The 25,289-nt window shown below is 72.1% G+C and carries 28 protein-coding genes and 1 riboswitch; of the genes, 18 read left to right on the plus strand and 10 right to left on the minus strand.

Features of this window, described 5'->3' with window-relative positions; all coding sequences use genetic code 11:
* Positions 1 to 51 precede the first annotated feature (51 nt).
* The 7 genes from nadD (at position 52) to SD460_RS19300 (ending at position 6,517) form a co-directional block, all read left to right on the plus strand.
* Positions 52 to 621 (plus strand): nicotinate-nucleotide adenylyltransferase, encoded by a 570-nt coding sequence (gene nadD / locus SD460_RS19270; RefSeq protein ID WP_438860686.1) that lies wholly within the window; start codon positions 52 to 54, stop codon positions 619 to 621.
* Between the two features lie 59 nt (positions 622 to 680).
* Positions 681 to 1,076 (plus strand): ribosome silencing factor, encoded by a 396-nt coding sequence (gene rsfS / locus SD460_RS19275; protein WP_290060633.1) that lies wholly within the window; start codon positions 681 to 683, stop codon positions 1,074 to 1,076.
* Positions 1,073 to 1,687, plus strand: a complete 615-nt coding sequence (locus SD460_RS19280; RefSeq protein WP_290060632.1) for a histidine phosphatase family protein — start codon at positions 1,073 to 1,075, stop codon at positions 1,685 to 1,687. Before rsfS ends, SD460_RS19280 begins: the two co-directional genes overlap by 4 nt.
* Positions 1,688 to 1,690: 3 nt before the next feature.
* On the plus strand, positions 1,691 to 2,419 hold the full coding sequence (gene octT / locus SD460_RS19285) for a diglucosylglycerate octanoyltransferase (protein WP_290060630.1): 729 nt from the start codon (positions 1,691 to 1,693) through the stop codon (positions 2,417 to 2,419).
* Positions 2,420 to 2,423: 4 nt separating this feature from the next.
* A complete protein-coding gene (locus SD460_RS19290) occupies positions 2,424 to 3,281 on the plus strand; it encodes a DegV family protein (RefSeq protein ID WP_318306468.1) in 858 nt (285 codons plus the stop codon).
* Positions 3,282 to 3,428: 147 nt separating this feature from the next.
* Complete coding sequence (locus SD460_RS19295; protein WP_290062902.1) at positions 3,429 to 4,142, plus strand: ComEA family DNA-binding protein; 714 nt, start codon at positions 3,429 to 3,431, stop codon at positions 4,140 to 4,142.
* On the plus strand, positions 4,139 to 6,517 hold the full coding sequence (locus SD460_RS19300; protein WP_318306469.1) for a ComEC/Rec2 family competence protein: 2,379 nt from the start codon (positions 4,139 to 4,141) through the stop codon (positions 6,515 to 6,517). The genes SD460_RS19295 and SD460_RS19300 overlap by 4 nt, the downstream gene beginning before the upstream one ends.
* 37 nt (positions 6,518 to 6,554) lie before the next feature.
* Here SD460_RS19300 and thrC read toward each other — a convergent pair whose 3' ends face one another.
* The gene (gene thrC / locus SD460_RS19305; RefSeq protein ID WP_290056592.1) at positions 6,555 to 7,820 is read right to left on the minus strand and encodes a threonine synthase; all 1,266 of its coding nucleotides are present in this window, start codon (positions 7,818 to 7,820) and stop codon (positions 6,555 to 6,557) included.
* 13 nt (positions 7,821 to 7,833) lie between these two features.
* Positions 7,834 to 7,967: riboswitch (SAM riboswitch) on the minus strand.
* A gap of 146 nt (positions 7,968 to 8,113) precedes the next feature.
* On the opposite strand from thrC, the gene holA reads away from it, so the two are divergent.
* Positions 8,114 to 9,094, plus strand: coding sequence for a DNA polymerase III subunit delta (gene holA / locus SD460_RS19310; protein ID WP_290056591.1), 981 nt, complete (start codon positions 8,114 to 8,116; stop codon positions 9,092 to 9,094).
* Positions 9,095 to 9,151: 57 nt separating this feature from the next.
* On the opposite strand, the gene rpsT is transcribed toward holA, so the two are convergent.
* Positions 9,152 to 9,412, minus strand: coding sequence for a 30S ribosomal protein S20 (rpsT, locus tag SD460_RS19315; RefSeq protein WP_284742036.1), 261 nt, complete (start codon positions 9,410 to 9,412; stop codon positions 9,152 to 9,154).
* 347 nt (positions 9,413 to 9,759) lie between these two features.
* Here rpsT and SD460_RS19320 point away from each other — a divergent pair, with 347 nt between their 5' ends.
* Both SD460_RS19320 and SD460_RS19325 read left to right on the plus strand, forming a co-directional pair.
* Positions 9,760 to 10,623 (plus strand): DMT family transporter, encoded by an 864-nt coding sequence (locus SD460_RS19320; RefSeq protein WP_290056590.1) that lies wholly within the window; start codon positions 9,760 to 9,762, stop codon positions 10,621 to 10,623.
* A 23-nt stretch (positions 10,624 to 10,646) separates the two neighbouring features.
* Complete coding sequence (locus SD460_RS19325) at positions 10,647 to 11,021, plus strand: VOC family protein (RefSeq protein ID WP_290056589.1); 375 nt, start codon at positions 10,647 to 10,649, stop codon at positions 11,019 to 11,021.
* Here SD460_RS19325 and SD460_RS19330 read toward each other — a convergent pair.
* Entirely contained in the window at positions 11,018 to 11,638 is a 621-nt protein-coding gene (locus SD460_RS19330) for a class I SAM-dependent methyltransferase (RefSeq protein ID WP_290056588.1), read from the minus strand. The genes SD460_RS19325 and SD460_RS19330 overlap by 4 nt on opposite strands.
* Positions 11,639 to 11,753: 115 nt before the next feature.
* Here SD460_RS19330 and lepA point away from each other — a divergent pair, with 115 nt between their 5' ends.
* The gene (lepA, locus tag SD460_RS19335) at positions 11,754 to 13,595 is read left to right on the plus strand and encodes a translation elongation factor 4 (RefSeq protein ID WP_290056587.1); all 1,842 of its coding nucleotides are present in this window, start codon (positions 11,754 to 11,756) and stop codon (positions 13,593 to 13,595) included.
* 130 nt (positions 13,596 to 13,725) lie between these two features.
* Complete coding sequence (locus SD460_RS19340; protein ID WP_290056586.1) at positions 13,726 to 14,295, plus strand: Uma2 family endonuclease; 570 nt, start codon at positions 13,726 to 13,728, stop codon at positions 14,293 to 14,295.
* A 12-nt stretch (positions 14,296 to 14,307) separates the two neighbouring features.
* On the opposite strand, the gene SD460_RS19345 is transcribed toward SD460_RS19340, so the two are convergent.
* The 3 genes from SD460_RS19345 to SD460_RS19355 all read right to left on the minus strand — a co-directional run bounded on the left by SD460_RS19345 (position 14,308) and on the right by SD460_RS19355 (position 17,465).
* Positions 14,308 to 14,889 (minus strand): hypothetical protein, encoded by a 582-nt coding sequence (locus SD460_RS19345; protein WP_290056585.1) that lies wholly within the window; start codon positions 14,887 to 14,889, stop codon positions 14,308 to 14,310.
* Between the two features lie 25 nt (positions 14,890 to 14,914).
* The gene (locus tag SD460_RS19350) at positions 14,915 to 15,361 is read right to left on the minus strand and encodes a pyridoxamine 5'-phosphate oxidase family protein (RefSeq protein ID WP_290056584.1); all 447 of its coding nucleotides are present in this window, start codon (positions 15,359 to 15,361) and stop codon (positions 14,915 to 14,917) included.
* A 331-nt stretch (positions 15,362 to 15,692) separates the two neighbouring features.
* Positions 15,693 to 17,465 carry a beta-N-acetylhexosaminidase gene (locus SD460_RS19355; protein WP_290056583.1) on the minus strand — a complete coding sequence of 591 codons (1,773 nt, stop codon included), beginning with the start codon at positions 17,463 to 17,465 and terminating at the stop codon, positions 15,693 to 15,695.
* A 108-nt stretch (positions 17,466 to 17,573) separates the two neighbouring features.
* Here SD460_RS19355 and SD460_RS19360 point away from each other — a divergent pair, with 108 nt between their 5' ends.
* The 3 genes from SD460_RS19360 to SD460_RS19370 are packed head-to-tail and all read left to right on the plus strand — an operon-like array spanning position 17,574 to position 19,555.
* The gene (locus SD460_RS19360) at positions 17,574 to 18,083 is read left to right on the plus strand and encodes a MarR family winged helix-turn-helix transcriptional regulator (protein WP_290056582.1); all 510 of its coding nucleotides are present in this window, start codon (positions 17,574 to 17,576) and stop codon (positions 18,081 to 18,083) included.
* Positions 18,084 to 18,131: 48 nt separating this feature from the next.
* Positions 18,132 to 18,488 (plus strand): nuclear transport factor 2 family protein, encoded by a 357-nt coding sequence (locus SD460_RS19365; protein WP_290056581.1) that lies wholly within the window; start codon positions 18,132 to 18,134, stop codon positions 18,486 to 18,488.
* A 17-nt stretch (positions 18,489 to 18,505) separates the two neighbouring features.
* A complete protein-coding gene (locus SD460_RS19370) occupies positions 18,506 to 19,555 on the plus strand; it encodes an NAD(P)H-dependent flavin oxidoreductase (RefSeq protein WP_290056580.1) in 1,050 nt (349 codons plus the stop codon).
* On the opposite strand, the gene SD460_RS19375 is transcribed toward SD460_RS19370, so the two are convergent.
* The 3 genes from SD460_RS19375 to SD460_RS19385 form a co-directional block, all read right to left on the minus strand.
* Complete coding sequence (locus tag SD460_RS19375) at positions 19,552 to 21,009, minus strand: APC family permease (RefSeq protein WP_290056579.1); 1,458 nt, start codon at positions 21,007 to 21,009, stop codon at positions 19,552 to 19,554. The genes SD460_RS19370 and SD460_RS19375 overlap by 4 nt on opposite strands.
* A 90-nt stretch (positions 21,010 to 21,099) precedes the next feature.
* Positions 21,100 to 22,143 (minus strand): alpha/beta hydrolase, encoded by a 1,044-nt coding sequence (locus SD460_RS19380; RefSeq protein ID WP_318306470.1) that lies wholly within the window; start codon positions 22,141 to 22,143, stop codon positions 21,100 to 21,102.
* Positions 22,144 to 22,292: 149 nt separating this feature from the next.
* Complete coding sequence (locus SD460_RS19385) at positions 22,293 to 23,258, minus strand: quinone oxidoreductase family protein (protein ID WP_318306471.1); 966 nt, start codon at positions 23,256 to 23,258, stop codon at positions 22,293 to 22,295.
* A gap of 59 nt (positions 23,259 to 23,317) precedes the next feature.
* Here SD460_RS19385 and SD460_RS19390 point away from each other — a divergent pair, with 59 nt between their 5' ends.
* From SD460_RS19390 to SD460_RS19400, 3 genes are read left to right on the plus strand one after another with little or no spacing between them, the layout of a single operon-like run.
* Complete coding sequence (locus SD460_RS19390) at positions 23,318 to 23,521, plus strand: hypothetical protein (RefSeq protein WP_086863451.1); 204 nt, start codon at positions 23,318 to 23,320, stop codon at positions 23,519 to 23,521.
* An 11-nt stretch (positions 23,522 to 23,532) separates the two neighbouring features.
* Positions 23,533 to 24,024 carry a guanyl-specific ribonuclease gene (locus SD460_RS19395; protein WP_290056575.1) on the plus strand — a complete coding sequence of 164 codons (492 nt, stop codon included), beginning with the start codon at positions 23,533 to 23,535 and terminating at the stop codon, positions 24,022 to 24,024.
* Positions 24,021 to 24,389 carry a barstar family protein gene (locus SD460_RS19400; RefSeq protein WP_290056574.1) on the plus strand — a complete coding sequence of 123 codons (369 nt, stop codon included), beginning with the start codon at positions 24,021 to 24,023 and terminating at the stop codon, positions 24,387 to 24,389. The genes SD460_RS19395 and SD460_RS19400 overlap by 4 nt, the downstream gene beginning before the upstream one ends.
* Before the next feature lie 25 nt (positions 24,390 to 24,414).
* Here SD460_RS19400 and SD460_RS19405 read toward each other — a convergent pair whose 3' ends face one another.
* Positions 24,415 to 25,188: an enoyl-CoA hydratase family protein gene (locus SD460_RS19405; RefSeq protein WP_318306472.1), complete on the minus strand. Its 774-nt coding sequence runs from the start codon at positions 25,186 to 25,188 to the stop codon at positions 24,415 to 24,417.
* Positions 25,189 to 25,289 lie beyond the last annotated feature (101 nt).

The following is a 25,289-nucleotide window of genomic DNA, read 5'->3' on the forward strand; positions in this document are numbered from 1 at the left end:
CGCGCGCGGTGTATAGGCTCTCCGGACATGTCACCACGGCGGATCGGGGTCATGGGCGGCACGTTCGACCCCGTGCACCACGGCCACCTCGTCGCGGCGAGCGAGGTCCAGTCCCGGTTCGGGCTCGACGAAGTGATCTTCGTCCCCACCGGCCAGCCCTGGCAGAAGACGAGCCGCCAGGTGACGAAGGCCGAGGACCGCTACCTGATGACGGTCATCGCGACCGCGTCGAACCCGGTGTTCTCCGTCAGCCGCGTCGACATCGACCGCGGCGGCCAGACCTACACCGTCGACACCCTCCGCGACCTGCACGCCGAGTACCCCGACGACGACCTCTTCTTCATCACCGGCGCCGACGCGCTCGAACAGATCCTGACCTGGCACAAGGCCGAGGAGCTGTTCGACTTCGCGCACTTCATCGGCGTCACCCGGCCCGGCTACCGGCTCAACTCGCACCACCTGCCCAGCGGGAAGGTGAGCCTCGTGGAGGTCACCGCGATGGCGATCTCGTCGACCGGCTGCCGCGACCGGGTCGAACGCGGGGAGCCGGTCTGGTACCTCGTCCCCGACGGCGTCGTCCGCTACATCGCCAAAAAGGACCTGTACCGGAAGAGCGACTGAAGGCCCGCTGGTCGCGGCGGGTACTCTTCTCGGGCGAACCCGATCTGTGAAGGAGCACCGTGGCAGCCACGTCCGAGGCACGAGAGCTGGCCGTAGCGGCCGCACACGCGGCGGCGGACAAGAAGGCCAGCGACGTAGTCGTGCTGGACGTGTCCGAGCAGCTCGTCATCACCGACGCCTTCGTCATCGCCTCCGCGTCCAACGAGCGCCTGGTCGGCGCGATCGTCGACAACGTCGAGGAGAAGCTGCGGGAGAGCGGCCACAAGCCCGTCCGCCGCGAAGGCGCCCGCGAAGGGCGCTGGGTCCTGCTCGACTACGTCGACGTCGTCGTGCACGTCCAGCACGTCGAAGAGCGCACTTTCTACGGTCTCGAACGGCTGTGGAAGGACTGCCCGCGCATCGAGGTGTCCGGTCTCGAGGAGGCACCCGCCGACGAGGACCCGGACGTCCCGTGAGCCCGCGGCGGCTTGTGCTCTGGCGCCACGGCGAGACGGACTACAACGCCGCCGGGCGGATGCAGGGTCACCTGGATTCGGCGCTGACCCCGCGCGGCTGGAACCAGGCCCGGTTCGCGGTGCCCGCGCTGGCCCGGTTCTCACCGGACCTCGTCATCGCGTCCGACCTGCGCCGCGCCACCGACACGGCCACCGTGCTCACCGACGCCATCGGCGTCCCGCTGCGCATCGACAAGCGCCTGCGCGAGACGCACCTCGGCGAGTGGCAGGGGCTCACCGGCGCGGAGGTCGACGCGGCCTACCCCGGTGAACGCGACCGCTGGCGCACCGACGCGACCTGGGCCCCGCCGGGCGGGGAGAACCGCGTCGACGTCGCCGACCGCGCCGGCGAAGTGGTCGCCGACCTGCAGCAGGCCAACTCCGACGTCGGCGACACGGTGCTGCTGGCCGCGCACGGCGGGCTGATCATCGCGCTCACCGCCCGGCTGCTGAACCTGCCGGTCGAAATCTGGCCGTCGCTGGGCGGGATCTCGAACTGCCACTGGGTCGAGCTGGGCCTGCGCGACGGCAAGTGGCGGCTGAACGCCTACAACGCGGGGATGCACGGCTAACCGATGGGGCCGCGCCTGCTGGTGTTCGGCGATTCGCTGAGCTTTCACGGTCCCGAAGGACCCTGCGCCGCGGACGAGCCGCGGTTGTGGCCCAACATCGCCGCCACCGCCCTCGGCGGCACCGCCGACCTGGTCGCCGGGATCGGCTGGAACGCCCGCGACGCCTGGTGGTCGCTGACCGGCGACCCGCGCGTCTGGGCCGATCTGCACCACGTCGACGCCGTCGTGCTCGCGGTCGGCAGCATGGACACCCTGCCTTCGCCGTTGCCGACCTACCTGCGCACGGGGCTGAAGTACCTGCGTCCCGACCCCGTGCGGCGGGTGGTGCGCAAGGCTTATCTGGGCGCGCAGCCCCGGCTTTCCGTCGCGTTCCGCGGCCGTCCGGTGGTGCTGCCGGCGAAGCTGACTGTCCGGTACCTCGACGAGTGCGTGGGCGCGCTGCGCGCCCTGCGGCCCGAGCTGCCGGTCTTCGGGATGCTGCCGTCGGTGCACCGCGCGGCGGCGTACGGCGGCGTGCACACCGCGCGGCCGGCCGCGGCGGCCGCGATGGCGGCGTGGGGCGCGCGGGCGGACGTGCCCCTCCTCGACCTCGAAGCCGTTGTCGGAGAGCACGTCCTGAGCGGCGAGGGCAACCCGGACGGCATGCACTGGGGGTGGCGGGGACACGCGGCGGTGGGCGAGGCGATGTCCGTGTTGCTGGCGCCGGTGCCGGCCCCCGGCCACGTAGGCTGACGGCGTGTCGGTCGCCGTAGTCACGGATTCCACCGCCCACCTGCCGGAGGGCTTCGCCGAACGGCACGAGGTCCGGGTGGTGCCGCTGCACGTCCTCGTCGACGGCGTCGTCTCCCTCGACGGCGTCGAGACCGGGCCCGCGGCGGTCGCCGAAGCGATGAAGCAGCGCAAGATCGTCACGACTTCACGGCCGACACCCACCGAATTCGCCGAGGAGTACCGCGCGGCGCTGGACAGTGGCGCGGACGCGATCGTCTCGGTCCACCTGTCGCGCGAGCTCTCGGGGACGTGGGAAGCGGCGGTGCTGGCGGCCCAGGAAGTGGGGCCCGACCGGGTCCGCGTGGTCGATTCGCGGACCACGGCGATGGGGCTCGGGTTCGCCGCGCTGCACGCCGCCGGCGCCGCGGCGGCGGGGGCGGAACCGGCCGCGGTCGAGGCCGCCGCGGTGCGCGCGGCCGGCTGCTCGTCGACGTTGTTCGTCGTGGAGACCCTCGACCACCTGCGCCGCGGCGGCCGGATCGGCCCGGCGGCGGCGCTGCTCGGCACCGCGCTCGCGGTGAAGCCGGTGCTGCACATGGCCGACGGCCGGATCCTGCCGCTGGAGAAGGTCCGCACCATGAACCGGGCGATCGCGCGGCTGGTCGAGCTCGCCGCCGAAGCGGCGGCCGGCGAGGACGTCGAGCTCGCCGTCCACCACCTCGCCTCGCCGGAGCGGGCGGTCGAGCTGGCGAACCGGCTCGAGGAAGCCGTGCCGCGCTCGGCGGGCTGCGTGGTCTCCGAGCTGGGCGCGGTGATCGGGGCGCACACCGGGCCCGGGGTGCTGGGCGTGGTCGTCCAGCGCACGGTCCCGTCCCGGAGCTAGCCGAACCCACCAGCATGCCACCCGGGTACGACGGAAACGGCCGTTCCCGGGCCGGACCGGGGGAATCCGTCCACAGCACCCCGGTTGTCCACAGGACGCGCCGGCACCCCTGTCGGACGCCTCCCCGCGGGCCCTAACGTCGATCGTGTGTTCGAGCAGTCCGCCCGGGATCCGGGCCCTCCCGTCAACGACCGGCTCTCCTGGCTGGCCGACCAGCTCTCGCCCGATGCGAGCACGGTCGGGCCGGGTGGCCGGCTGGTCCGGCGCTGGCTGCCGGGCGGCCCGGCCGGTCCCGGCCGCCGCCGGTGGGCGCTCGCCGGCGTCCTGGCCGCGGTCGTGGTGATCGTCCTCGGCTCGGTCGCGCTCTTCGGCGGCCGTCCGGCGCCCGAGCCCCTGCCCGCGTTGCCAACCGCGAAACCGGCGGCGGAGGCGCGGGCCTCGCCCCAGGCCGGCCTGGTCGTCAGCGTCATCGGCCGTGTCCGGTCGCCGGGACTGGTCACCGTGCCCGCCGGCGCCCGCGTCGCCGACGTACTGCGTGCGGCGGGCGGGGCCGAGCCCGGTGCGGACGTCTCCGGGCTGAACCTCGCCCGCAAGGTGACCGACGGCGAGCAGCTCGCGGTCGGTGTCCCGGCGCCCGCCGCCGTTCCCGGCGCGGCGGCGGACGGCGGCAAGGTCGACCTCAACGCCTCGAGCGCGGATCAGCTGGACACGCTGCCGGGCATCGGCGAGGTGATGGCGAAGCGGATCGTCCAGTGGCGGACCGACCACGGCGGCTTCACCAAGATCGAGCAGCTGCGCGACGTCGACGGGCTCGGCGAAAGCAAGTTCGAAAAGCTGCGGGAGAAGGTGACGGTCGGATGAGCTTCCCCGCGACCGACACCCGGCAGGACCTGCGGCTGGTCCCGGCGGCGCTGGCGTGCTGGCTGGCCGCGCTCGCCGGGCTGCTCCTCGGCTGGTGGACGGCCGTCGTCGCCGGGCTCGCCTCGGCGGTGCTCGCCGGGCTCGTGCTCTGGCGGGCCCGCGATCGGCCCCGGGTACTCGGTGCGGCGGCGGCGGCACTGCTGGTGCTGGGGCTCGTCGCGGCGGGCCCGGTCGCCTGGCGGATCCGTGACGCGCAGCAGGACAGCCTTCGCGCCGAAGCGGCCCAGGGACTGCCCGCGGTGCTGAGGGTCGTCGTCGCCGAACGTCCGAAGCCCGTGCGCGGCGCGGGGTACGCCGATCGCCAGGCCGGTGCCCGGTCGGTGGTGCTGGCGGCCGACGTGCGCACGGCGTCGGTCGACGGACGGCCGGTGCCGTCGTCCGGGCGCGTCCTGCTCCTGGCTCCGGTCGCGCACTGGGCGGCCCTGCTTCCGGGCCAGGAAGTGACGGTGCCGGGGCTGCTGATGCCACCGCGCGGGCCGGACCTGACCGTGGCCGTGCTTTCGGTGCGCGGCCCGCCGGGCGAGGCCGGTCCGGCGCCGTGGTGGCAGCGGACGGCGGCGAGCCTGCGTGCCGGTCTTCACGACCTGTGCCAGGCCTTGCCGGACGAGCCCGCCGGCCTGCTGCCGGGGCTGGTGCTGGGCGACACGAGCGGGTTGTCGCCGCGCGTCGAGCAGGAGTTCGTCACCGCGGGCCTCGCCCACCTCACCGCGGTCAGCGGCGGGAACCTCGCCGTGGCCTGTGGCGCGGTCCTGCTGCTGCTCCGGTTGCTGCGGCTGGGGCCACGGCTGTCGGCGGTGGCGGCCGGTGCCTGCCTGGCGGGGTTTCTCGTCCTGGTCGGGCCGGAGCCGAGCGTGCTGCGGGCGGGCGTCATGGCGGCGGTGGCGTTGCTGGCACTGGCGCTGGGCCGGCAGGGTTCGGCGCTGCCCGCGCTGGCGTTCGCGGTCTGCCTGCTCGTGGTGGTGGATCCGGCGATGGCCACGGACTTCGGGTTCGCGCTGTCGGTGTGCGCGACCGCCGGCCTGGTGCTGCTGGCGCCGCGCTGGGCGGGCGGGCTGATCCGCCGCGGGGTCCCGCCGGGTGTCGCGGAAGGGCTGGCGATCCCGCTGGCGGCGTTCCTCGTGACCGCACCCGTGCTCGCGGGCATGGCGGGGTCGGTGAGCCTGGTTTCGGTGCTGACCAACGTCCTCGCCGCGCCCGTGGTGGCCCCGGCGACCGTGCTCGGCGTGCTGGCGACGGTCACCGGCCCGTGGTGGCCGGGTGCCGGGGAGTTCCTGGTGCACCTCGCCGATCCCGAAGCCCGGTGGCTGATCACGGTGGCGCGGCACGGTGCGCGTGCTCCCGGTGCGGTCATCGCGTGGCCGGGCGGCTGGTGGGGTGGGCTCCTCGCCGCCGCCGTTCTGGCGGCGCTCGTGCTGGCGGCCCGGCTACGGCGAGTGCGGGTGCTCATGGCGGTCCTGGCCGCCGGTGCCCTGCTGGTGCTCGTGCCGGTGCGGGTCCTGGCGCCGTCGTGGCCACCGCGGAACTGGGCGATGGTCGAGTGCGACGTCGGCCAGGGTGACGCGGTGGTGCTGGCGACCGCCGAACCCGGGCGGGCCGTCGTCGTCGACACCGGGCCCGAACCCGGGCCGGTCGACGAATGCCTGCACCGGCTGGCTGTCGACCGGATCCCGCTGGTGGTGCTGAGCCACCTGCACGCCGACCACATCGGCGGGCTCGCCTCGGTCTTCGACGGCCGGGAGGTGGGCGGGATCGCCGTCGGGCCGGGGCGGGCGCCGGAGTGGGCGTGGCGGCAGGTCGCCGCGGAGGCGGCGCGGCAGGCGGTGCCGCTGGTGGAGCTGAACCCGGGGGAGCGGCTGGCGTGGCCCGGGCTGGCGCTCGACGTACTGGGTCCGCGCTATGTCCCGGCTCGCACGGCGGGCCAGGACGGGACGGCCGTCAACAACAGCTCCGTCGTGCTGCGCGGGGAAACGGCGGCGGGCCGGGTCATGCTGACCGGCGACGTCGAACTGGCCGCGCAGGCCGACCTGCTGGCCGACATCGGTGATCTGAAAGCGGAGGTGCTGAAAGTCCCCCACCACGGTTCGCGTTACTCGCTGCCGTCTTTCCTCGCGGCGGTGGCGCCGCGGGTGGCCTTGGTCAGCGTGGGTGCCGGCAACACCTACGGCCATCCGAACAAGTCCACAGTGGACACCCTGACGGCGCTCGGTGCGCTGGTCACCCGAACCGACGTGGACGGCGACACGGCGGTCGTGACGGACACGGCCGGGCCGGCGGTGGCGCGCCGGGGCGAGCCCCGCGGGCCGCCGCGCCGCTGAACCCGGGGCGCGCCACGCGGCCCGCCCCGGGCGGACGTCAGTAGCCGAGCGCCTCGTTCACGGCGGCGGCCGACGGGGGCACGATCGCCTTCGGGCCCACGTGGTTCTCGATCGCGTCGAGGGTCTTGAGGCCGTCGCCGGTGATCAGCAGGACGGTCTCGGCGTCCGGGTCGAGCTTGCCCGTCTCGATCAGCTTCTTCGCCGTGGCGACGGTGACGCCGCCGGCCGTCTCGGTGAAGATGCCCTCGGTGCGGGCCAGCAGGCGGATGCCCTCGACGACCTCTTCGTCGGTGACGTCCTCGATCGCGCCACCGCTGCGGTTGACGACGTCGAGCACGTAGGGGCCGTCGGCCGGGTTGCCGATCGCCAGTGAGCGGGCGATGGTGTCCGGCTTCACCGGCTGGACGACGTCGTGGCCGGCCCGGAACGCGGCCGACACCGGCGAGCAGCCGGTGGCCTGCGCGCCGAACACCTTGTACGGGCTGGCGTCCACGAGACCGAGCTGGCCCAGCTCGCGGAAACCCTTGTCCACCTTGGTCAACTGCGAACCGGAGGCGATCGGCACGACGATCTGCGGCGGGATGCGCCAGCCGAGCTGCTCGGCGACCTCGAAGGCCAGCGTCTTCGAGCCTTCCGAGTAGTACGGCCGGACGTTCACGTTCACGAACGCCCACTTCGGGTGCTCGCCGGCCAGTTCGGTGGCGAGGCGGTTGACGTCGTCGTAGTTGCCGTCGACCGCGACGAGGTCGCCGTCGTACACGGCGGTGGTGAGGATCTTGGCGCGCTCGAGGCTCTTCGGGATCAGCACGACCGACCGCCAGCCGGCGCGGGCCGCGGCGGCGGCCGTCGCGTTGGCCAGGTTGCCGGTCGAGGGACACGCGAGCACCTCGAACCCGAACTCGCGGGCCGCGGCCAGCGCGACGGCGACGACGCGGTCCTTGAACGAGTGGGTCGGGTTGCCCGTGTCGTCCTTGACCCACAAGCGCTTGAGGCCGAGTTCCTTGGCGAGGCGGTCCGCGCGGACCAGGCGGGTCGCGCCCGGCTCGGTGTTCGGGATCTCTTCGACGTTGGACGGAACCGGGAGGAGTTTCTTGTAGCGCCAGATGTTCTTGGGGCCGGCCTCGATGTCTTCGCGGCGGACGCGGCCGAAGTCGTAGGCGACCTCGAGCGGCGAGAAGTCTTCGGCGGAGACGAATTCGGGGGCGAGCGGCTGCCGGTGACCCTCTTCCTTCGACACCAGTTCGACGGCGGGACCGAGGTCCGGGGTCTTGGTGGTGGAGGTCGTGCCGAGGGTTGCGGTCATCGCGAGGTTCCTTTCCTCATCTGCCCCGCCGAAGCGGGCCGGAATTGGCACCGTGGTCGTCAGCTACCCCGCGATCGCGGGATGACAGGCTGTACGCCGGTTGCCGGGGCTTCGTCGGGCCGTTCCCTCTGCCCCTCTGGATGAGCGGTATTCACTTGTCGGCGCGCACACCGGGATTCCCCGGGGCGGGCTGCCTCGACTACACCGTACGACATCGTGCTCGGACCGTGCCATGGTGGCCGCCCGACATCACCGGAGCGGGCGCATCGCGGCGCGGGTGAGAGGATTCGGGGGTGACCGCGCAAGCCACCGCCCCGGCCCCGCTGCACCTGGTGCTGGGTGACGAAGAACTGCTGATCGAGCGGGCCGTCCGCGACACGCTGGCCGCCGCCCGCGCGATGGACTCGACGGCCGAGCTGACCCGGGTCCGGGTGTCCGATCTCACAGCGCCTGAGCTGGCCGAACTGGTGAGCCCGTCGCTGTTCAGCGAAGGACGCGTGATCGTCCTCGAATCGGCGCAGGACATCTCGCAGGAGCTGGCCGACGCCGTGGCGTCCTACCTGAAGGACCCGGCGGACGGGGTCGTGCTCGTCGTCGTCCACACCGGCGGCGGCCGCAGCAAGGCGGGCAAGTCGCTCCCGGCGTCGCTGAAGAAGGCCGGGGCCGAGATCACGGAGTGCCCGAAGCTGACGAAGCCGGCCGAGCGCGAGCAGTTCGTGCGGCACGAGGTGCGGCGGGCGGGCGGCAAGATCGACCCGGCCGGGGTCGCCGCGCTGATCGACGCCGTGGGCTCCGACCTGCGCGAACTCTCCTCCGCGGCCAGTCAGCTGGTGGCCGACACGGGCGGGGCGGTCGATGCCGACGCGGTCCGGCGGTACCACCGCGGCCGCGCCGACGTGACCGGGTTCGCGGTCGCCGAAAAGGCGGTCGGCGGCGACCGCTCGGCGGCGCTGGAGTCGCTGCGCTGGGCGATGCAGCTGGGCGTCCCGCACGTCCTGGTGGCCGACGCGCTGGCCGACGCGGTCCGCACGATCGCGCGCGTCTCGGGTGCCGGGCGCGGCAACCCGAACCAGCTGGCGGGCGAGCTGGGCATGCCGCCGTGGAAGGTCCGCAAGGCGCAGGGCCAGTCCCGTGGGTGGAACCAGGACGGCCTGGCCACCGCGATGCGGGTGGTCGCGCGGCTGAACGCCGAGGTCAAAGGCATGGCGGCGGACCCGGGCTACGCGCTGGAACGCGCTGTCCTCGAAGTCGCGGCGGCCAAGGGCGACCGCTGACCCCGGACACGAAGAAGGCCCCGGCCGGAGCCGGGGCCTTCCCAGAAATCACCCAGCTCAGAGCGCGTTGACGCGCTTCGCCAGGGCGGACTTCTTGTTGGCGGCCTGGTTGGCGTGGATGACGCCCTTCGAGACGGCCTTGTCCAGCTTCTGGGCGGCGTCGCGCTGCAGCTCGGCAGCCTTGGCCTTGTCGCCGGCGTCGGCGGCTTCGCGGACCTTGCGGATCGCGGTCTTCACCGAGGACCGGATCGCCTGGTTGCGCTGACGCGCCTTCTCGTTCGTGGTGATGCGCTTGATCTGCGACTTGATGTTGGCCATAGGGCAACTCCTGCTTCACTCGGTGAGATCGCCGCCGCGCTGAAGTGGCCCCGCGAAAAGCGGGTTTCCTCCATGACGGAATGCCGCACGGGCAGCGAGCGACCACTTTAACAGCCGGGCCGCGGACGTCCGGAGCCGGGAGTAGGCTGGGCGGCGGTCAGTGCCTAGGGTTCCGCCGCCGGTCCGCGCACGCCGCACCACACCGCACCACCGCACCACACAACCAGGGCCGGGCGGGTCTGGTCCGAGCGGCACCATCGGCGGGCCCGGACGGCCGGTCGTTCATCTGACGGGGCAAAAGCCTGGAGGACCCGGTTTTCGCGCGCGCGAAAACCCCGAAGGGTCCCGTGAACGCCACCGCCTTGTCCCTCGTCCTCGTCGCCGCCGTCGTGCACGCCGCGTGGAACCTCGCCGCCAAGCGGATCTCCTCCGGTGGCACCCAGTTCGTCTGGCTCTACTACACCGTCAGCGCGGTCGCGCTGCTGCCGATCACCGCCGTGCAGCTCGTCTTCGAAGCCGACCGTCCACAGTGGAGCTGGCTGCTCGCCGCGGTCGTCACGTCGGTGCTGCACATCGCCTACGGCGTCGTGCTGCAGCGCGGGTACCGCGTCGGCGACCTCTCCGTCGTCTACCCCGTCGCGCGGGGCACCGGGCCGCTGCTGTCGGTGCTCGCGGCCGTCCTGGTGCTCGGCGAACGACCCGGGTGGCTCGGCCTGCTCGGCGCGTTCCTGGTGATCGCCGGGGTGCTGGTGATCAGCACCGGCCGCAAGGACGGCGAGACGCACGGCCGCCGGGCGGGGATCTTCTACGGCCTGCTGACCGGCGCCGTCATCGCCGGGTACACGCTCTGGGACGCGCACTCGGTGACCGGGCTCGGCGTGCCGCCGGTCGTCTACTTCGGGCTCGGCTCGATCCTGCAGAGCGTCATGCTCGTGCCCGGCGCGCTGGCCGGCCGGGCCGAGGTGGCGCGGATCTGGCGGGAGCAGCGCCGCGAGGTGTTCGTGGTCGGGCTGCTGTCGCCGGTCGCCTACGTCCTCGTCCTGTTCGCCCTCACGATGGCGCCGGTCAGCCTGGTCGCGCCGGCCCGGGAGCTGAGCATCGTGCTCGGCGGCCTCGCCGCGTGGCTGGTGCTGGGCGAGAGCGACGCGGTGCGGCGGCTGGCCGGCTCGGTGATCGTGCTGGCCGGCATCGCCGCGATTGCGGCCGCCTGAGCCCGTCCGGTAGGGATGGTGCGATGGAAGTCCTGAAGAGCAGGCTGATCGTCCGCCCGCGCGACGCCGCCGCGACCACCGCGTTCTACCGCGACACCCTCGGCCTGGCCGTGGAGCGCGAGTTCCCCGGCGGCACCGTGTTCTTCCTCGGGCACGGCTCCCTGGAGGTCTCCGGCGCGGGCGAGGCGGGCTCGTCGCCCGACCTGGTGCTCTGGCTGCAGGTCCGCGACCTCGCCGGCACCCTGGCCGGCCTCAAGGCGAAGGGCCTCGAGCCGGTGCGGGACGCCCAGCGCGAGCCCTGGGGCCTCGACGAGGCCTGGCTCGCCGACCCGGACGGCACGCGGATCGTCCTGGTCGAGGTGCCCGAAGGCCACCCGATCCGGACGGACACCCGCTAGGCGGGCTTGACGGCCCGCAGCTGGGCGGCCAGCGCGGCGAAGCCGGGCGGCTCCCAGGTCCACGTCTGCAGGTCGGTGAAGCCCGCGGCCGCGGCCTCGTCGGCCAGCACGTGCCTGCTCACGGGCAGCCACTTCTCGTGCGCGGACAGCAGCAGCCGGCCGCCGGGGCGCAGCACCCGGAACAGCTCGGCGAAGCCCGCCGCGCGGTCGTCCCAGAGCATCACGTTGTTGACGGTCAGGACGACGTCCACCGACCCGTCGGGCTCGCCGGTGCGCGCGGCCGACCCTTCGCGCAGCTCGGCGCGGTCGCCGCAGCGGTCGTGGCACAGCGCGAGCATCTCGGGGGAGGGGTCGACGCCGATGGTGCGCCCGGCCAGGCGGGCGGCGGCGGCCAGGCCGACGCCGGGGCCGGGCCCGACGACGAGTGCGGTCTCGTCCGGCTCGATCTTCGCCAGGTCGACGACGCGGTGTTCGGTTGCGGCGTTGCCCCGCGCCATCACCCAGCCGCCGAGGCGGCCGAGCGGGCCGGAGGGGTGACCGAACGCACGGTCGAGAACGCGGGAAAAGCCGCTGGTCTCCGGCTGGGGAGGGGGTGCCGGCTGGTGCGGAATGCTCATACTTCGAGGGCACCACGGATCACGGGAGGCCGCATCGGGGATGACCCCCACTGGCACCCGGAGGGGCATGGGAGCATAGAGGTGGCCATCCCCGACTTTCCGAGGACTCATTCGAGTGACGACGTTCGCCGACACCACCTTCACGCCTCCGGAGCTCATCCGGAACTTCTGCATCATCGCGCACATCGACCACGGCAAGTCGACCCTGGCCGACCGCATGCTGCAGCTCACCGGCGTCGTCGAAGAACGGGCCATGCGCGCCCAGTACCTCGACCGGATGGACATCGAGCGCGAGCGCGGGATCACCATCAAGGCGCAGAACGTCCGGCTGCCCTGGCAGGTCGACGGGCAGGACCACGTCCTGCACATGATCGACACGCCCGGCCACGTCGACTTCACCTACGAGGTGTCGCGGGCGCTCGAAGCGTGCGAAGGCGCGATCCTGCTGGTCGACGCCGCGCAGGGGATCGAGGCCCAGACGTTGGCCAACCTCTACCTCGCGCTGGAGAACAACCTCCAGATCATCCCGGTGCTCAACAAGATCGACCTGCCCTCGGCCGACCCCGACAAGTACGCGGGTGAGCTGGCCCACATCATCGGCTGCGAGCCCGACGACGTCCTGCGGGTCTCGGCCAAGACCGGCATGGGCGTCGGCGCGCTGCTCGACGAGGTCGTGAAGCAGGTCCCGGCGCCGCAGGGCGACGCCGACGCGCCGGCCCGCGCGATGATCTTCGACTCGGTGTACGACACCTACCGCGGTGTCGTCACCTACATCCGCGTGGTCGACGGCAAGATCACCCCGCGCGAGAAGATCAAGATGATGTCGACCGGAGCCACGCACGAGCTGCTCGAGGTCGGGATCATCTCGCCGGAACCCAAGGCCAGCAAGGGACTCGGGGTCGGCGAGGTCGGCTACCTGATCACCGGCGTGAAGGACGTCCGGCAGTCCAAGGTCGGCGACACCGTGACGTCCGAGCGCAACGGCGCGAAGGAGGCGCTGGCGGGCTACCGCGAACCGAAGCCGATGGTCTACTCGGGCCTGTACCCCGTGGACGGCTCCGACTACCCCGAGCTGCGCGAGGCGCTGGACAAGCTCCAGCTCAACGACGCCGCGCTCGACTACGAGCCGGAGACGTCGGTGGCGCTCGGCTTCGGCTTCCGCTGCGGCTTCCTCGGCCTGCTGCACCTGGAGATCACGCGCGACCGGCTCGAGCGCGAGTTCGGCCTCGACCTGATCTCGACGGCGCCGAACGTCGTCTACGACGTGGTGCTGGACGACGGCAAGGAAATCCACGTCACCAACCCGTCGGACTGGCCGACCGGCAGCAAGATCGACAAGGTGCTGGAGCCGGTCAGCAAGGTCAGCATCCTGGCGCCGTCGGAGTTCATCGGCACGATCATGGAGCTGTGCCAGAACAAGCGCGGCCAGCTGCTCGGCATGGACTACCTGTCGGAGGACCGGGTCGAGCTGCGGTACAACATGCCGCTGGGCGAAATCATCTTCGATTTCTTCGACACGCTGAAGTCGCGTACGCGCGGTTACGCGTCGCTGGACTACGAAGAGGCGGGCACGCAGGCGGCGGACCTGGTCAAGGTGGACATCCTGCTGCAGGGCGAGGGCGTCGACGCGTTCTCGGCCATCGTGCACAAGGACGACGCCTACAACTACGGCAACCGCATGGTGAACCGGCTGCGCGAGCTGATCCCGCGGCAGAACTTCGAGGTGCCCATCCAGGCGGCCATCGGCGCCCGGATCATCGCCCGCGAAACGATCCGCGCGATCCGCAAGGACGTGCTGGCGAAGTGCTACGGCGGTGACATCTCGCGGAAGCGGAAGCTGCTGGAAAAGCAGAAGGAAGGCAAGAAGCGGATGAAGACCGTCGGCCGGGTCGAGGTCCCGCAGGAAGCCTTCGTCGCCGCACTGTCCACTGAGGACTCGGGCAAGAACAAGAAGTGAGTGTCGCCTCGAAGTGACACCGGCGCCGTTGTTCGCTCTTTCGTGTGAATAACGGCGCCGAACCCGTGTTCGACGCGGTTTCTGTCGGTGCTCTCTGGTGCTCTGGTGCGAAGAGCGAAAGGAGGGCACGATGACTCTCATGATGGACTTCCAGTATCCGACCGGGTCGGGCCCCATGACGGTGCGCGACCTGGAGGGGATGCCGGATGACGGCCGAAGATACGAGCTCATCGACGGGGCGCTGCTCGTGACCCCGGCACCCGGGCTGCGGCACCAGAAGATCGCCTACCGCCTCTACGGCGTGCTGGAAGCGGTGTGCCCGCCCGAATTCGACGTGCTCGGCGCCCCGTTCGCGGTGCACCACGGCGACCGGATCGAACTGCAGCCGGACGTCCTGGTCGGCCGGGCCGAGGACTTCACCGAGAAGGACCTCCCGGCGCCGCCCGTGCTCGCCGTCGAGGTGCTTTCGCCCAGCACAGCGATCTACGACCTGAACCTCAAGAAGGCGGTCTACGAACGGCTCGGCACCGGCAGCTACTGGGTGATCGACCCGGCCGACCCGGCGCTGACGGTGTTCGAGCTGGACGAGGAAGGTCACTACCAGCAGGTGGACAAGGCCGCGGGCGACGAAGTGCTGGAGGTCGAGCTGCCCTTCCCGGTGCGGATCGTGCCGCGGGAGCTGCTGGGCCGGCGCGGCTGAGCCCCCGGGCGGTCAGTGGTGGCGGATGCGGGGTGAGCCGCGGAGCTGGGCGTGCAGCTGCCGGTGCCGCAGCTCCTTCCGGAGGCGCTCGACGACGGCGTCGAACAGGGCCGGGTCGAGGATCGCCGTCTGCTCGAACTGCCGCCGTCCCGGCGCGGCCGGCGCGAGCCGGCCGCGGGGCGCGTAGCGCTGCACCGAGCTTTCGACGCCACCACCGGTGACCAGGTCGACCCAGAGGGCGTCGCGCACGAAGCCGTCACCGAAGCGGGCCGAGCGGCGCGGTGTGATGTCGGCGATCTGCGACCACGGGATCACGCGCGTGCTGAGCGTGCCCGCGGGCAGGCGGAGGCCTTCCTCGCCGACGGTGAGGTCCTGGAGGCCCTCGAAGCCGCGCTTGAGCTCGCGGGCCCGGGACGCGCGGTAGGCCAGCACGGCGACGACCACGGTCGCCGCGTAGGCGCCGCCGATCAGCCACGGCGACTGGCCCCGCACCAGCCCGAGGGCGAGGACCACCCCGAACCCGGCGTCGGCGGCGAGGAGCACGCCGAGCAGGACTTTGACCGGCGTGCTGACGCGAGGCGATGACTCGGACAACGAACGACTCCCGGGGACCGAAGGGTCAGGAATTGCCGATTATCCGGTCCGCCCGGATGAACACCGCGACCCGCCGCTCTTCGGCCATCACGCGGTCGTACTCGTCCCAGTCGTCGTGCGTCCCGGTCGCGGCGACGAAGACGTCGCGCAACAGCCGCGGCAACCCCGCCGGATCGAACCCGGGATCGGGATCATCCGGCCCGACGAGGTGCGTGGCCCCGGTGACGGAGAGCCAGTTCCACCCCCGCCGGAAGGTCACGGTGGCATGCCCGGCCCGCCGCAGCAGCGCGAGCTTGTGCGCCTTCCCGATCGCGACATAGGCGACACCGGCCGCTCCGGTCACCGGATCGTCGAAGACACCGGCGTTGACGACGGAGGAGTGCACAGTCCCATCAGCCCGCGTGGTGGCGACGGTGGCGAGGCCGTGCTCCTGCAGCGACAGCGTCCGAACCTGCTCCAGATCAGCGCTCATGCCCCAACCTAACCCGCCGGCCCGGTCGCGTGTTCCGCACGGCGAAAGTCACCCGGCCCCGGCGGGCGTACCCCGGTGTCGGACGAAGACGTGCTGGTGGAAGTGCGCCACGGTCCGCCCGGTCAACGCCGAGTGCAGGGCCTCGGCATCGAGCTCCGCGCGCAACGCCCGCGCCGCCAGCCAAGCCGCTCGGCGCTGTGGCTGACGACGACCAGGTCGTCTGACCAGACCTCGAGGCTCGGGAGCGGCCCGTCGCCACGGTGCTTGGCGCAGATCGGGCACGGCTCCGGCATGGCCGCAGGACAGCGACGCACGCCGGAGCCGCCCGTTCTCAGCAGGCGCCGTTGTCGGTCCACACCCCCCACTGGCCCGTCGTCCCCGGCTCCTCGCCCTGTGTCCACCACTTCGCCGTCCACTTGTGCCCGTTGTGGGACACCACGTTCCCGCCCGTGTAGACCTGCGACGCGCTCCACGCCGCGTCCGTGCAGGTGCCCGGGTTCGTCGTACCGCCGGTGTCCCATGCCACCTGGGTCGACCGGTAGAAGTTGATGCCCTGGGCCACCCAGCGGGGCGCCTGGGCGCCGAGGCGGGTGCGGAACATCGGCCAGTCGTGGGTGGACCAGGGGGACCAGCCCAGTTCCGCGTGGGCGGCCAGGCGGGGGAACGCCAGGTAGTCGATGTCGGCCGGCTTGGTCACCGTTTCCGCCCACAGCGGGGATTCGACGCCGCGGACCGACGACTCGCCGACGCCCGACAGGTAGGCGCCCGGGTTCCAGCCGTACGCGTCCTGGACCTCGATGTAGCCCGCCCACGACAGGCCGATCGGCGTGGCGCTGTTGTACTTCATGTCCAGGTACGCCTTGTTCGCCGGCGACAGGATCACCTTGCTGCCGCGGGACGCCGCCGCCGAGACGCCCGAGTCCGAAGTCGTCGTGCCCCAGAACTGCGGGGTCGCCGAGGCGGGCAGGGTCGCCTTCGCGATGTCGTGCCAGCCCACCACCTGCTTGCCCGTCGCCGCCACCAGGGGGAGCACCTTGTTCACGAACGTCAGGTAGTCGGCTGCTGAGGTCGACGATGCTTCGTCGCCGCCGATGTGGACGTACGGGCCCGGGGTCAGGGCCGCCAGTTCGCGCAGGACGTCCGCGATGAACGTGTACGTGATGTCCTTCGAGATGCACAGTGAGCTGTAGCCGACCGCCGTGTCCGTGCGCAGGGCCGGGGCCACGCCGTTGCAGTTCAGCTCCGCGTACGACGCCAGCGCCGCGTTGACGTGGCCCGGCATGTCGATCTCCGGGATGATCGTGATGTGGCGCGAAGCCGCGTAGTTCACGATCTCCGTGTACTGCGCCTTCGTGTAGTAGCCGCCCGGGCCGCCGCCGACCTGGGTGCTGCCGCCGTAGGTCGCCAGCTTCGGCCAGCTGTCGATCTGGATGCGCCAGCCCTGGTCGTCGGCCAGGTGCAGGTGCAGGTTGTTGATCTTGTACTGGGCGAGCTGGTCGAGGTAGCGCTTGACCGTCGACACCGGGTGGAAGTGCCGGGCGACGTCGAGCATCGCGCCGCGGTAGCCGAAGCGCGGGTAGTCCACGATCGTCGCGCCCGGGACGCTCCACGGGCCGGGCTGCGCCGACGCGCTTTCGACGCTGCCGGGCAGCAGTTGCCGCAATGTCTGGACGCCGGCGAAGAGCCCGTCGGCCGTCTGGGCGCGCACGGTGACCGAGGATGCCGCCGACACCAGCTGGTAGCCCTGCGCGCCGACGGAGGCGGGCGCGCCGCTCAGCAGCAGCGCGATGCTGTCCGGCGGCACGGACGCCGGGGCGTCGGACACCGGCAGCGCGAAGCCGGTCGACGGGCGCAGCACGCCCGCCAGGTAGTCGCCCACCTGCTTGGCCGGGGCGGAGCCGGCCTCGGTGACGATCTTCGTCGTCGAGACCAGCGGGAAGGCGACGCCGGCGGCCGGGGTCACCGAGACCGGCACCGGCACGATCGACTGCAGTGCCGGGGTGGCGGCCGCGGCCGGCGCGACCTGCGCGGCCGTGGTGCCGGCGCCGAGCAGCGCCAGCACGGCGAGTGCGCGGCCGAAGCGCCGCGTTCTGGACGTCTTCACCGGGGGACCTCCTGGCGGGATGGGCGCGACATCGCCGTCGCGCCTGTCCGGATCGTCGCACTTCCGGCGGTCATGGTCTAGACCAGTCTGGGTGGTTAAGCTCGCGCGGTGACGCGGGACTTCGCTCCGGGCTCGCCGTTCGCGCTGCTTTCGGCCGCCGAAACGGCCGCTTGGTACGCCTACATGAAGGTGCACCTGCGCCTGGACTACGAGATGAACCGGCAGCTGCGGGCCGACAGCGGCCTCTCGCTCGCCGACTACCACGTCCTGGTGGCCCTGACCAGCGAGCCGTCGGGGCGGATGCGGGTCGGCGACCTCGCGATCCGGATCGGCTGGGAGCGCAGCCGGCTGTCGCATCACCTGAAGCGGATGCGGGAGCGCGGGCTGGTCGGGACCGGGACCGCCGCCGAGGATCGCCGGGCCACGGAGGTGGTGCTGGCCGACGCCGGGTGGGAGGCGCTGCGGCAGGCCGCGCCGGACCACGTCGGGTTCGTGCGGCAGGCGTTCCTGGACGCCCTCGACCCCGGTGAGCAGGCGCAGCTCACGACGTTGCTCGAGCGCGTCTACGACTCGCTCGTCGAGCACGGCACCCTGCCGCGGCCGGCCGACCACCCCTGACAGTTGCGTGACATGTCACGTAATATGGCCGCGAACCCTGGAGGTGCGATGGCGACGGTGGCCGAACTGATGGCAGCCAACCTGTTCGAGGTCTTCAACGAGCGCGACGACGAGCGGCGGGCGAAGGCGATCGCCGCGACCTACGCGGCCGACGTCACCTTCGCCGATCCGGAAGGGATCGCGACCGGGCACGAGGAGCTGAACGCCAAGGCCCGCGGGCTGCTGGCGCAGTCGCCCGGCTTCGTGTTCTCGGCCGCGGGCCCGGTGCTGGTGAACCACGACCTCGGCCACCTCGCCTGGGCGCTCGGCCCGGAAGGCGAGCCGCCGGTCGTGCGCGGGATCGACGTCGCCCTCGTGGCGGACGGCGTGATCAAGAAGCTCTACACGATGCTGCTGCCCGCCTGAGTACTACGCTCGGTGGCATGTTCGACGAGCTGCCGTTCCCGGTCATCGCCGCGCCCATGGCGGGCGGCCCCACCACCCCGGAGCTGGTCGCCGCGGTGACCGAGGCCGGCGGCTACGGCTTCCTCTCGGCCGGCATGCTCACCCCCGCGGCGCTGGCGGCGCAGATCGACCGCACGCGGGAGCTGACCGGCGGGGCCTTCGGCGTCAACCTCTTCGTGCCGCAGCCGGACACGGGGGCCGACATCGGCGCGCACCGCGAACGGCTCGAGGCGTTCGCGCGCGAGTACGACGTCGAGCTCGGCGAACCGAAGTGGGACGACGACCACTACCCGGCGAAGCTGGACGTCGTGCTCGAAAAGCGGGTTCCGGTGGTGTCGTTCACCTTCGGGCCGCCATCGCCGTCGGAAGTGCTGCGCCTCAAGGAAGCCGGCACGAAGGTGGTCATCACCGTGACCACGCCCGAAAGCGCGCAGCGGGCCGCGGACCTCGGTGCCGACGCGCTCGTCCTGCAGGGGTTCGAAGCGGGCGGGCACCGCAGCCTCTTCACCGACGACGCCCACCGGCCCGGCGGCGGCGCGGAGTACGGCGTGCTCGCGCTGCTGCGGCTCGTCTCCGCCCGCGTGGACCTGCCGCTGATCGCCGCCGGCGGCCTGGTGCACGGCGCGGACGTCGCCGCCGTGCTCGCCGCCGGGGCCGTCGCCGCCCAGCTCGGCACCGTCTTCCTGCGCGCGGACGAAGCCGGGACGTCGGAGGCCCACCGGAAGGCGCTGGCGCTCGCCGAGCGCGAGACGGCGTTCACCCGCGCCTTCAGCGGGCGCCCGGCGCGGGGGCTGGTCAACAAGTTCACGGACGCGCTCTCCGAGGGCGCGCCCGCGGCCTACCCGCAGCTGAACCACCTCGCGGGCCCGGTGCGCAAGGCGTCGGCCAAGGCGGGTGACCCGGAAGCGGTTTCGCTGTGGGCGGGCCAGACCTACCCGCTGGCCTACGACGCCTCGGCCGCCGTCATCCTCGAGCGGCTGAAGGTCGAGGCGCGCGACGCCGCCGCACGCCTCGACCGGATCCGCTAGCCGTCCGCGCGGTCCGTGCCGCCGGTGCGGTTGAGCACGGAATGCCGCTTGCTGTAGAGGAAGTAGACGAGCATCCCGAGCACGAACCAGACCGCGAACCGGATCCAGGTCTCCGGCTGCAGGAACGTGATCAGCCACAGCGAGAAGACGATGCCGATCGCGGGCACCACCGGCATGCCCGGCGTCTTGAACGTCCGCGGCAGGTCCGGCTGCTTGTAACGCAGCACGATCACCGCGACGCACACCACGACGAACGCGAGCAGGATGCCGATGTTGGTCAGCTCCGCGGCCTCGCCGATCGGCAGCACCCCGGCGATGATCGCCGACGCGCCACCGAGGATCCACGTCATCCGGCTCGGCACCTGGCGCTTCTCGTTGGTCTTGCCGAACCACGCCGGCAGCAGGCCGTCGCGGCTCATCGAGTAGCCGACGCGGGTGGCACCCATCAGGAACGTGAACAGCACGGTGAGGATGCCGACGATCGCGCCGACCGCGATCACCGTGGCCAGCCCGTCGAGGCCGACCGACTTGAACGCCGTCGAGAAGCCGCTCTTCGGGTCGATCTCGGTGTACTTCTGCATGCCGGTCAGCACCAGGCAGGCCAGCACGTACAGCACCATCGAGATGCCCAGCGAGTAGAGGATCGCCTTCGGCATGTGCCGCTGCGCGTCCTTGGACTCCTCCGCCGCGGTGCTCATGGCGTCGTACCCGAAGACCGCGAAGAACACCGTCGCCGCACCGGTCACCGCGCCGCCGAAGCCGGCCGGGGCGAACGGCGTGTAGTTGCCGGTCTTCACGTAGAAGAAGCCGACGAGCACGACGACCAGCACGATCAGGACCTTGATGCCGACCATCGCCGTCTCGAACCGGGCGGCGCTGCGGATGCCGCGGTTGAGCAGGTACGCGATGAGCAGGCAGAGCAGTGCGGCGAAGAGGTCGACCTTGTGGCCCGGCCCGGTGCCGGGCGCGCCGAGCATCCAGGCGGGCAGGTCGAGGCCGATCTGGCCGAGCAGGAAGCTGAAGTAGCCGGAGATGCCGATCGCCACCACCGCCACGATCGCGGTGTACTCCAGCAGCAGGTCCCAGCCGATGAACCAGCCGACGACCTCGCCGAGCACCGCGTACCCGTAGGTGTAGGCCGATCCCGCCTTCGGGATCAGGCCGGCGAACTCGGCGTAGGAGAACGCGGCCGCGGCGCTCGCGACGCCCGCGATGAGGAAGGAGATCAGTACGGCCGGGCCGACACCGGGGATGCCCGCGGAGTCGTCGCCGTGCGCCACGCTGCCGGCGAGGGCGAAGATCCCCGCGCCGATGATGCCGCCGATGCCGATGGCGGTCAGTTGCCACAGCCCCAGAGTGCGTTTGAGGCCGCCGCTTTCGCTGGTGTCCTGGATCTGGTCGATCGGCTTGCGCCGGAAGATGCCGGAGCTGGAGCCCAGGCTTGGAGCGGACATCTTCGTCTCCCGAACGTCGGTGTGCGAGCCCGGATCACGGACTCAACGGGGGAACCTACCGTCAAATCCGCGTGAAGACAGCGTGAGCGATCAGCCCGCCGCGGTGTCCTCGCTCACGGCTTCCGACGCGGTCGCCGCGGCGCGCTTGGCCTGGGTGGTCCGGACCGCGCTGGCGGCGAAGTAGGCGAGCAGCTCCGCGATCTCGACCGGGTCGTCCAGCTGCGGGCAGTGCCCCCAGTCCTCGCGGACCAGCAGCCTGCTGTGCGGCACCAGCGTGTGCAGCTGGCGCCCGGACGCGGCGGTGACGAGCTTGTCCTTGCCGCACGCGACGACCAGCAGCGGGACCTGGACCGAGTCGAGGCGGTAGGCGTCGGCGAGCTCCGCGACGAGCTGCCGGGCCTGCTCCAGGCGGCTCTTGGTCGCGCGGTAGTCCGGGAACAGCGCGGTGAAGCGCTGCACCTGCGTCGCGTCCGCCGCCGTCGAATCGGCGTAGAGCAGCCGCGGGACGAGCTGCTCGGCGACCTTGCGCACCAGGAACCCCGGCACCGGGACCGGCAGGGACGAGTACAGCCGCAGGGGCAGCGGGTAGCGCGCCACCGTGCGGATCAGCCACGAGTCGACGAACCCCGGCGCGGCGATCGACACGACGCCGGAGATCGGCAGCCTGCTGTTCTGCGCCGCGCGCAGGCTCATGGTGCCGCCGAGGGAGTTGCCGGCCAGCACGACCGAGCCGAGCACGGCCTGCTCGCGGACGACGGCGGTGGTGAACGCGTCGAGCTGGGTCAGCATCGGGCCGGGCCGCAGCGGCTGGGCGTCGCCGAAGCCGGGCAGATCGACCGCGACCGCCGGGATGCCGGCGGCCGCGAGCTGCTCCAGGGCGGGGCGCCAGGTGTCGGCGCTGTCGCAGTAACCGTGCAGCAGCACCAGGCGCGGCGCGGTGGGCCGCAGGTGCGGGACTGCGCCGCGGCGCCGCAGCGAGCGGCGGGGGAGCTCCGGTTCGGGGCCGGGGTCGCCGACCTCGAGGACGCGGGTGCGGACGCCGGCGTAGCGCCGGAAGGAGACTCGGATCGGATCCGGGTCACTGCTGGGCCGGCCGCCCGGTCCAGCCGGAGCGGGCCGCTGCGTTGCGGTCATGTTTACAGATTAGCTTGCCGCCCTTGGGTTTTGGTCGAATTTGGGTGCTAACGACCAGATCTCGATCCGAGTACGTTGACAATTCACCAAGTGGGCGGTACAAGCGGTGACCTGGGCGGTCCGGTAGGCGATCCGCCCAGGTCACGGCGTCAGCGGGTGAAAACGATCTTGCCGGCGGTGTCGCCCTCGAGCATCGCCTGGAACCCCTTGGCTGCCTCTTCGAACGGCAATTCCTGCCCGATCTGCGGCCGCACGCCGGTCAGGTCGAGGTAGGCGAGCAGGTCCGAGAGCTCGTCGCGGGTGCCCATGGTCGAGCCGGCGACGCGCAGCTGCAGGAAGAAGACGCGCTGCAGCTCCGCGCCCGCGTCCGGGCCGCTCGTCGAACCGGAGACGACGATGATGCCGCCCGGCTTCAGCGACTTGACCGAGTGCGACCAGGTCGCTTTCCCGACGGTCTCGAACACGGCGTCGACGCGCTCGGGCAGCCGCGCGCCCGACTCGAACGTCTGGTGCGCGCCGAGGCTCTCGGCCAGCGCGCGCTTCTCCTCGGTGCGGCCGGTGACCCAGACCCGGAACCCGGCCGCGCGGCCGAGCTGCACCAGCGCCGTCGAGACACCGCCGGAGGCACCCTGCACGAGCATCGTCTGGCCCGGCCGCAGCCCGGACTTCACGAAGAGCATCCGGTACGCGGTCAGCCAGGCCGTGCCCATCGTGGCGGCCTCGGCGAAGCTGAGGGCGGCGGGCTTCGGGACGACGTTGCGGGCCGGGACGATCACCTGGTCGGCGAAGGTGCCCTGGTGCTTCTCGGTGAGCAGGGTGCGCTTCGGGTCGAGGGTGTCGTCGCCCTGCCAGCCCGGCGCGTTGATCACGGAGTGGATGACGACCTCGGAACCGTCGTCGAGGGTGCCGGCGCCGTCGCAGCCGAGGATCATCGGGAACTGCTCCGGCTTGATGCCGACCCCGCGCAGCGTCCAGAGGTCGTGCATGTTCAGGCTGGCCGCCTTGACGTGCACGCGGACCCAGCCGTCCGGCACGTCGGGTTCGGGGCGCTCGCCGACGACGAGCGAGTCCAGCGGGTTGTCTGCGTTGGGTTCCTGCGCGTACACGGCGAACATGTCTGGCAACGTACCGCCCCTGAGACGCGGGGGCAGCAGAGCGCGCGTAGGCTCACACCGTGTTCAACGGGCTTGCCGACTGGTGGGACGGGGTCGAGCTGTGGCTCGCCCAGGCGTGGTTCCCGGTCCAGTTCGTGCTGGTCATGGTGGTCGTCGTACCGCTGTGCCTGGCCGCCGCGTGGGTGCTCGACAAGCTCGTCGGGCTCTTCGCCCGCCGGTTGACCCCGGGACGTGACGACGACCGCTCCGACGGGTCGGCATAGGCTCGCGCACCATGTTCAACCGAAGGCGGATCACCGCCGCGCTGATCGGGCTCCTCGTGCTGGTGCTGGGGGGCTGGCTGGTCAAGGACGCCGTCGGCGGCGGATCGTCGTCGCCCGCTTCGAGCAGCGCTCCCAGCACGTCTTCGAGCGCGTCCTCCGGTGCGACTTCGGGCGCGCCGGCCAAGGGCGGCGCCACCGTGCCGGGTGCCGACTCCGGGCTCCCGCTGAAGGCGCTTTCCGCGTTGCCGCCACAGGCCGCGGACACGTGGCGGCTGATCGAAAAGGGCGGGCCGTACCCGTACCCGCGCAACGACGACGTCGTGTTCGAGAACCGCGAGAAGCGCTTGCCCGGCAAGAAGTCCGGCTACTACCACGAGTACACCGTGAAGACCCCGAACAGCCCCGACCGCGGCGCGCGGCGGCTGATCACCGGCCAGGCGCACGAGCTGTACTACACCGGCGACCACTACTCGTCGTTCGTCGTCGTGGACCCGGCCCGATGAGCGCGTCGGAGCAGGCGAAGGCGGCCGCGGAAGAGGCGTTCGCGCGCGGGGCGTACCCGCACCTGGTGAACTCGCGGCCGACCGTGGACAAGGCCAGCACGCTGAGCGCGTTCGCCGACGCACTGTCCTTTCCGGACCACTTCGGCAACAACCTCGACGCGCTCTACGACTGCCTGACCGACCTGTCGTGGCTGCCGCCGGGGGAGCACGTGCTGATCTGGCCGGGCTCGGACGCGCTGCGCAAGGCCGAACCCAAGACGTACCTGGCGATCCGCAGCGTCCTCTCGGACGCGCAGCGAGCCCTCGGCCCGACCGGCCGCAGCGCCGGCTCCTGGCGGCTCACGGTCGTCCTGCCGGACGCCTGAGCGGCGTCCGGCAGCCCGGACCGCGTCAGTCCTGCGGGACCCAGCTCGGCTTGCGCTTCTGGGCGAAGGCCAGGATGCCTTCCTGGCCTTCCTCACTCGCGAAGAACTTCGCCGACAGGCCGAGCATCTCGTCGAAGCCCTCCGACGGCGTCGCGTAGCGGGGGCGGCTCAGCAGCGCCTTCGTCTCGGCCAGTGCCTTCGGCCCGCCCGCGGCCAGTGCCTTGACGAACCGGGCCACCTCGGCGTCGAGGTCGCCGGCCGGGACCGCCGAGTTGAGCAGGCCGATCTCGACCGCGCGGCGGGCGTCGAACGTGTCGCCCGTAAGGAACAGCTCGTGGGCCGCGCGCGGGTTCAGGCGGGGCAGCACCGTCAGGGAGATGATCGCCGGGACCACGCCGATGCGGACCTCGGAGAAGGCGAACGTCGCTTCCGGGACCGCCACCGCGATGTCGCACGCCGCCACCATGCCGATGCCGCCGGCGCGGGCGGGGCCGGCCAGGCGGGCGACGACCGGCTTCGGGCTGGTCCACAGCTGCTCGAGGATCTTCGGGAACTCGTTGACGCCCTGGTCGCCCGCGCTGCCGCCGCGGGCTTCCTTGAGGTCCATCCCCGCGCAGAACACCGGCCCGGTGTGGGTCAGCACGATCACGCGCACGGCGTCGTCGGCGGCCGCGGCAGCCAGCGAGGCCGACAGTTCGCGGCGCAGCTGCGCCGACAGCGCGTTGCGGTTGTGCGGGGAGTCCAGGGTGATCGTGGCGGTGCCGCCCACCACGTCGTAGTGCACCAGTTCGTCAGCCATGCCCGTCACCCTTGCACATCCGTCGCGCGACGCCGGTGTTACGCGGGGCACAGCCGGCCCTGGCCACCCCGCGGGCCGGAAAACCGCGGGGTGGCCGGGGA

The organism is Amycolatopsis solani, from assembly GCF_033441515.1.
Taxonomy (GTDB): Bacteria; Actinomycetota; Actinomycetes; order Mycobacteriales; family Pseudonocardiaceae; genus Amycolatopsis; species Amycolatopsis solani.

What these genes read in the sequence shown, in the direction of transcription:
- nadD (WP_438860686.1), top strand. Translation starts at nt 52, where the DNA reads ATGGGCGGCACGTTCGACCCCGTGCACCACGGCCACCTCGTCGCGGCG.
- octT (WP_290060630.1), top strand. Translation starts at nt 1,691, where the DNA reads ATGGGGCCGCGCCTGCTGGTGTTCGGCGATTCGCTGAGCTTTCACGGT.
- SD460_RS19300 (WP_318306469.1), top strand. Translation starts at nt 4,139, where the DNA reads ATGAGCTTCCCCGCGACCGACACCCGGCAGGACCTGCGGCTGGTCCCG.
- thrC (WP_290056592.1), bottom strand. Translation starts at nt 7,820, where the DNA reads ATGACCGCAACCCTCGGCACGACCTCCACCACCAAGACCCCGGACCTC.
- rpsT (WP_284742036.1), bottom strand. Translation starts at nt 9,412, where the DNA reads ATGGCCAACATCAAGTCGCAGATCAAGCGCATCACCACGAACGAGAAG.
- SD460_RS19325 (WP_290056589.1), top strand. Translation starts at nt 10,647, where the DNA reads ATGGAAGTCCTGAAGAGCAGGCTGATCGTCCGCCCGCGCGACGCCGCC.
- SD460_RS19330 (WP_290056588.1), bottom strand. Translation starts at nt 11,638, where the DNA reads ATGAGCATTCCGCACCAGCCGGCACCCCCTCCCCAGCCGGAGACCAGC.
- SD460_RS19340 (WP_290056586.1), top strand. Translation starts at nt 13,726, where the DNA reads ATGACTCTCATGATGGACTTCCAGTATCCGACCGGGTCGGGCCCCATG.
- SD460_RS19350 (WP_290056584.1), bottom strand. Translation starts at nt 15,361, where the DNA reads ATGAGCGCTGATCTGGAGCAGGTTCGGACGCTGTCGCTGCAGGAGCAC.
- SD460_RS19365 (WP_290056581.1), top strand. Translation starts at nt 18,132, where the DNA reads ATGGCGACGGTGGCCGAACTGATGGCAGCCAACCTGTTCGAGGTCTTC.
- SD460_RS19370 (WP_290056580.1), top strand. Translation starts at nt 18,506, where the DNA reads ATGTTCGACGAGCTGCCGTTCCCGGTCATCGCCGCGCCCATGGCGGGC.
- SD460_RS19375 (WP_290056579.1), bottom strand. Translation starts at nt 21,009, where the DNA reads ATGTCCGCTCCAAGCCTGGGCTCCAGCTCCGGCATCTTCCGGCGCAAG.
- SD460_RS19380 (WP_318306470.1), bottom strand. Translation starts at nt 22,143, where the DNA reads ATGACCGCAACGCAGCGGCCCGCTCCGGCTGGACCGGGCGGCCGGCCC.
- SD460_RS19385 (WP_318306471.1), bottom strand. Translation starts at nt 23,258, where the DNA reads ATGTTCGCCGTGTACGCGCAGGAACCCAACGCAGACAACCCGCTGGAC.
- SD460_RS19395 (WP_290056575.1), top strand. Translation starts at nt 23,533, where the DNA reads ATGTTCAACCGAAGGCGGATCACCGCCGCGCTGATCGGGCTCCTCGTG.
- SD460_RS19400 (WP_290056574.1), top strand. Translation starts at nt 24,021, where the DNA reads ATGAGCGCGTCGGAGCAGGCGAAGGCGGCCGCGGAAGAGGCGTTCGCG.
- SD460_RS19405 (WP_318306472.1), bottom strand. Translation starts at nt 25,188, where the DNA reads ATGGCTGACGAACTGGTGCACTACGACGTGGTGGGCGGCACCGCCACG.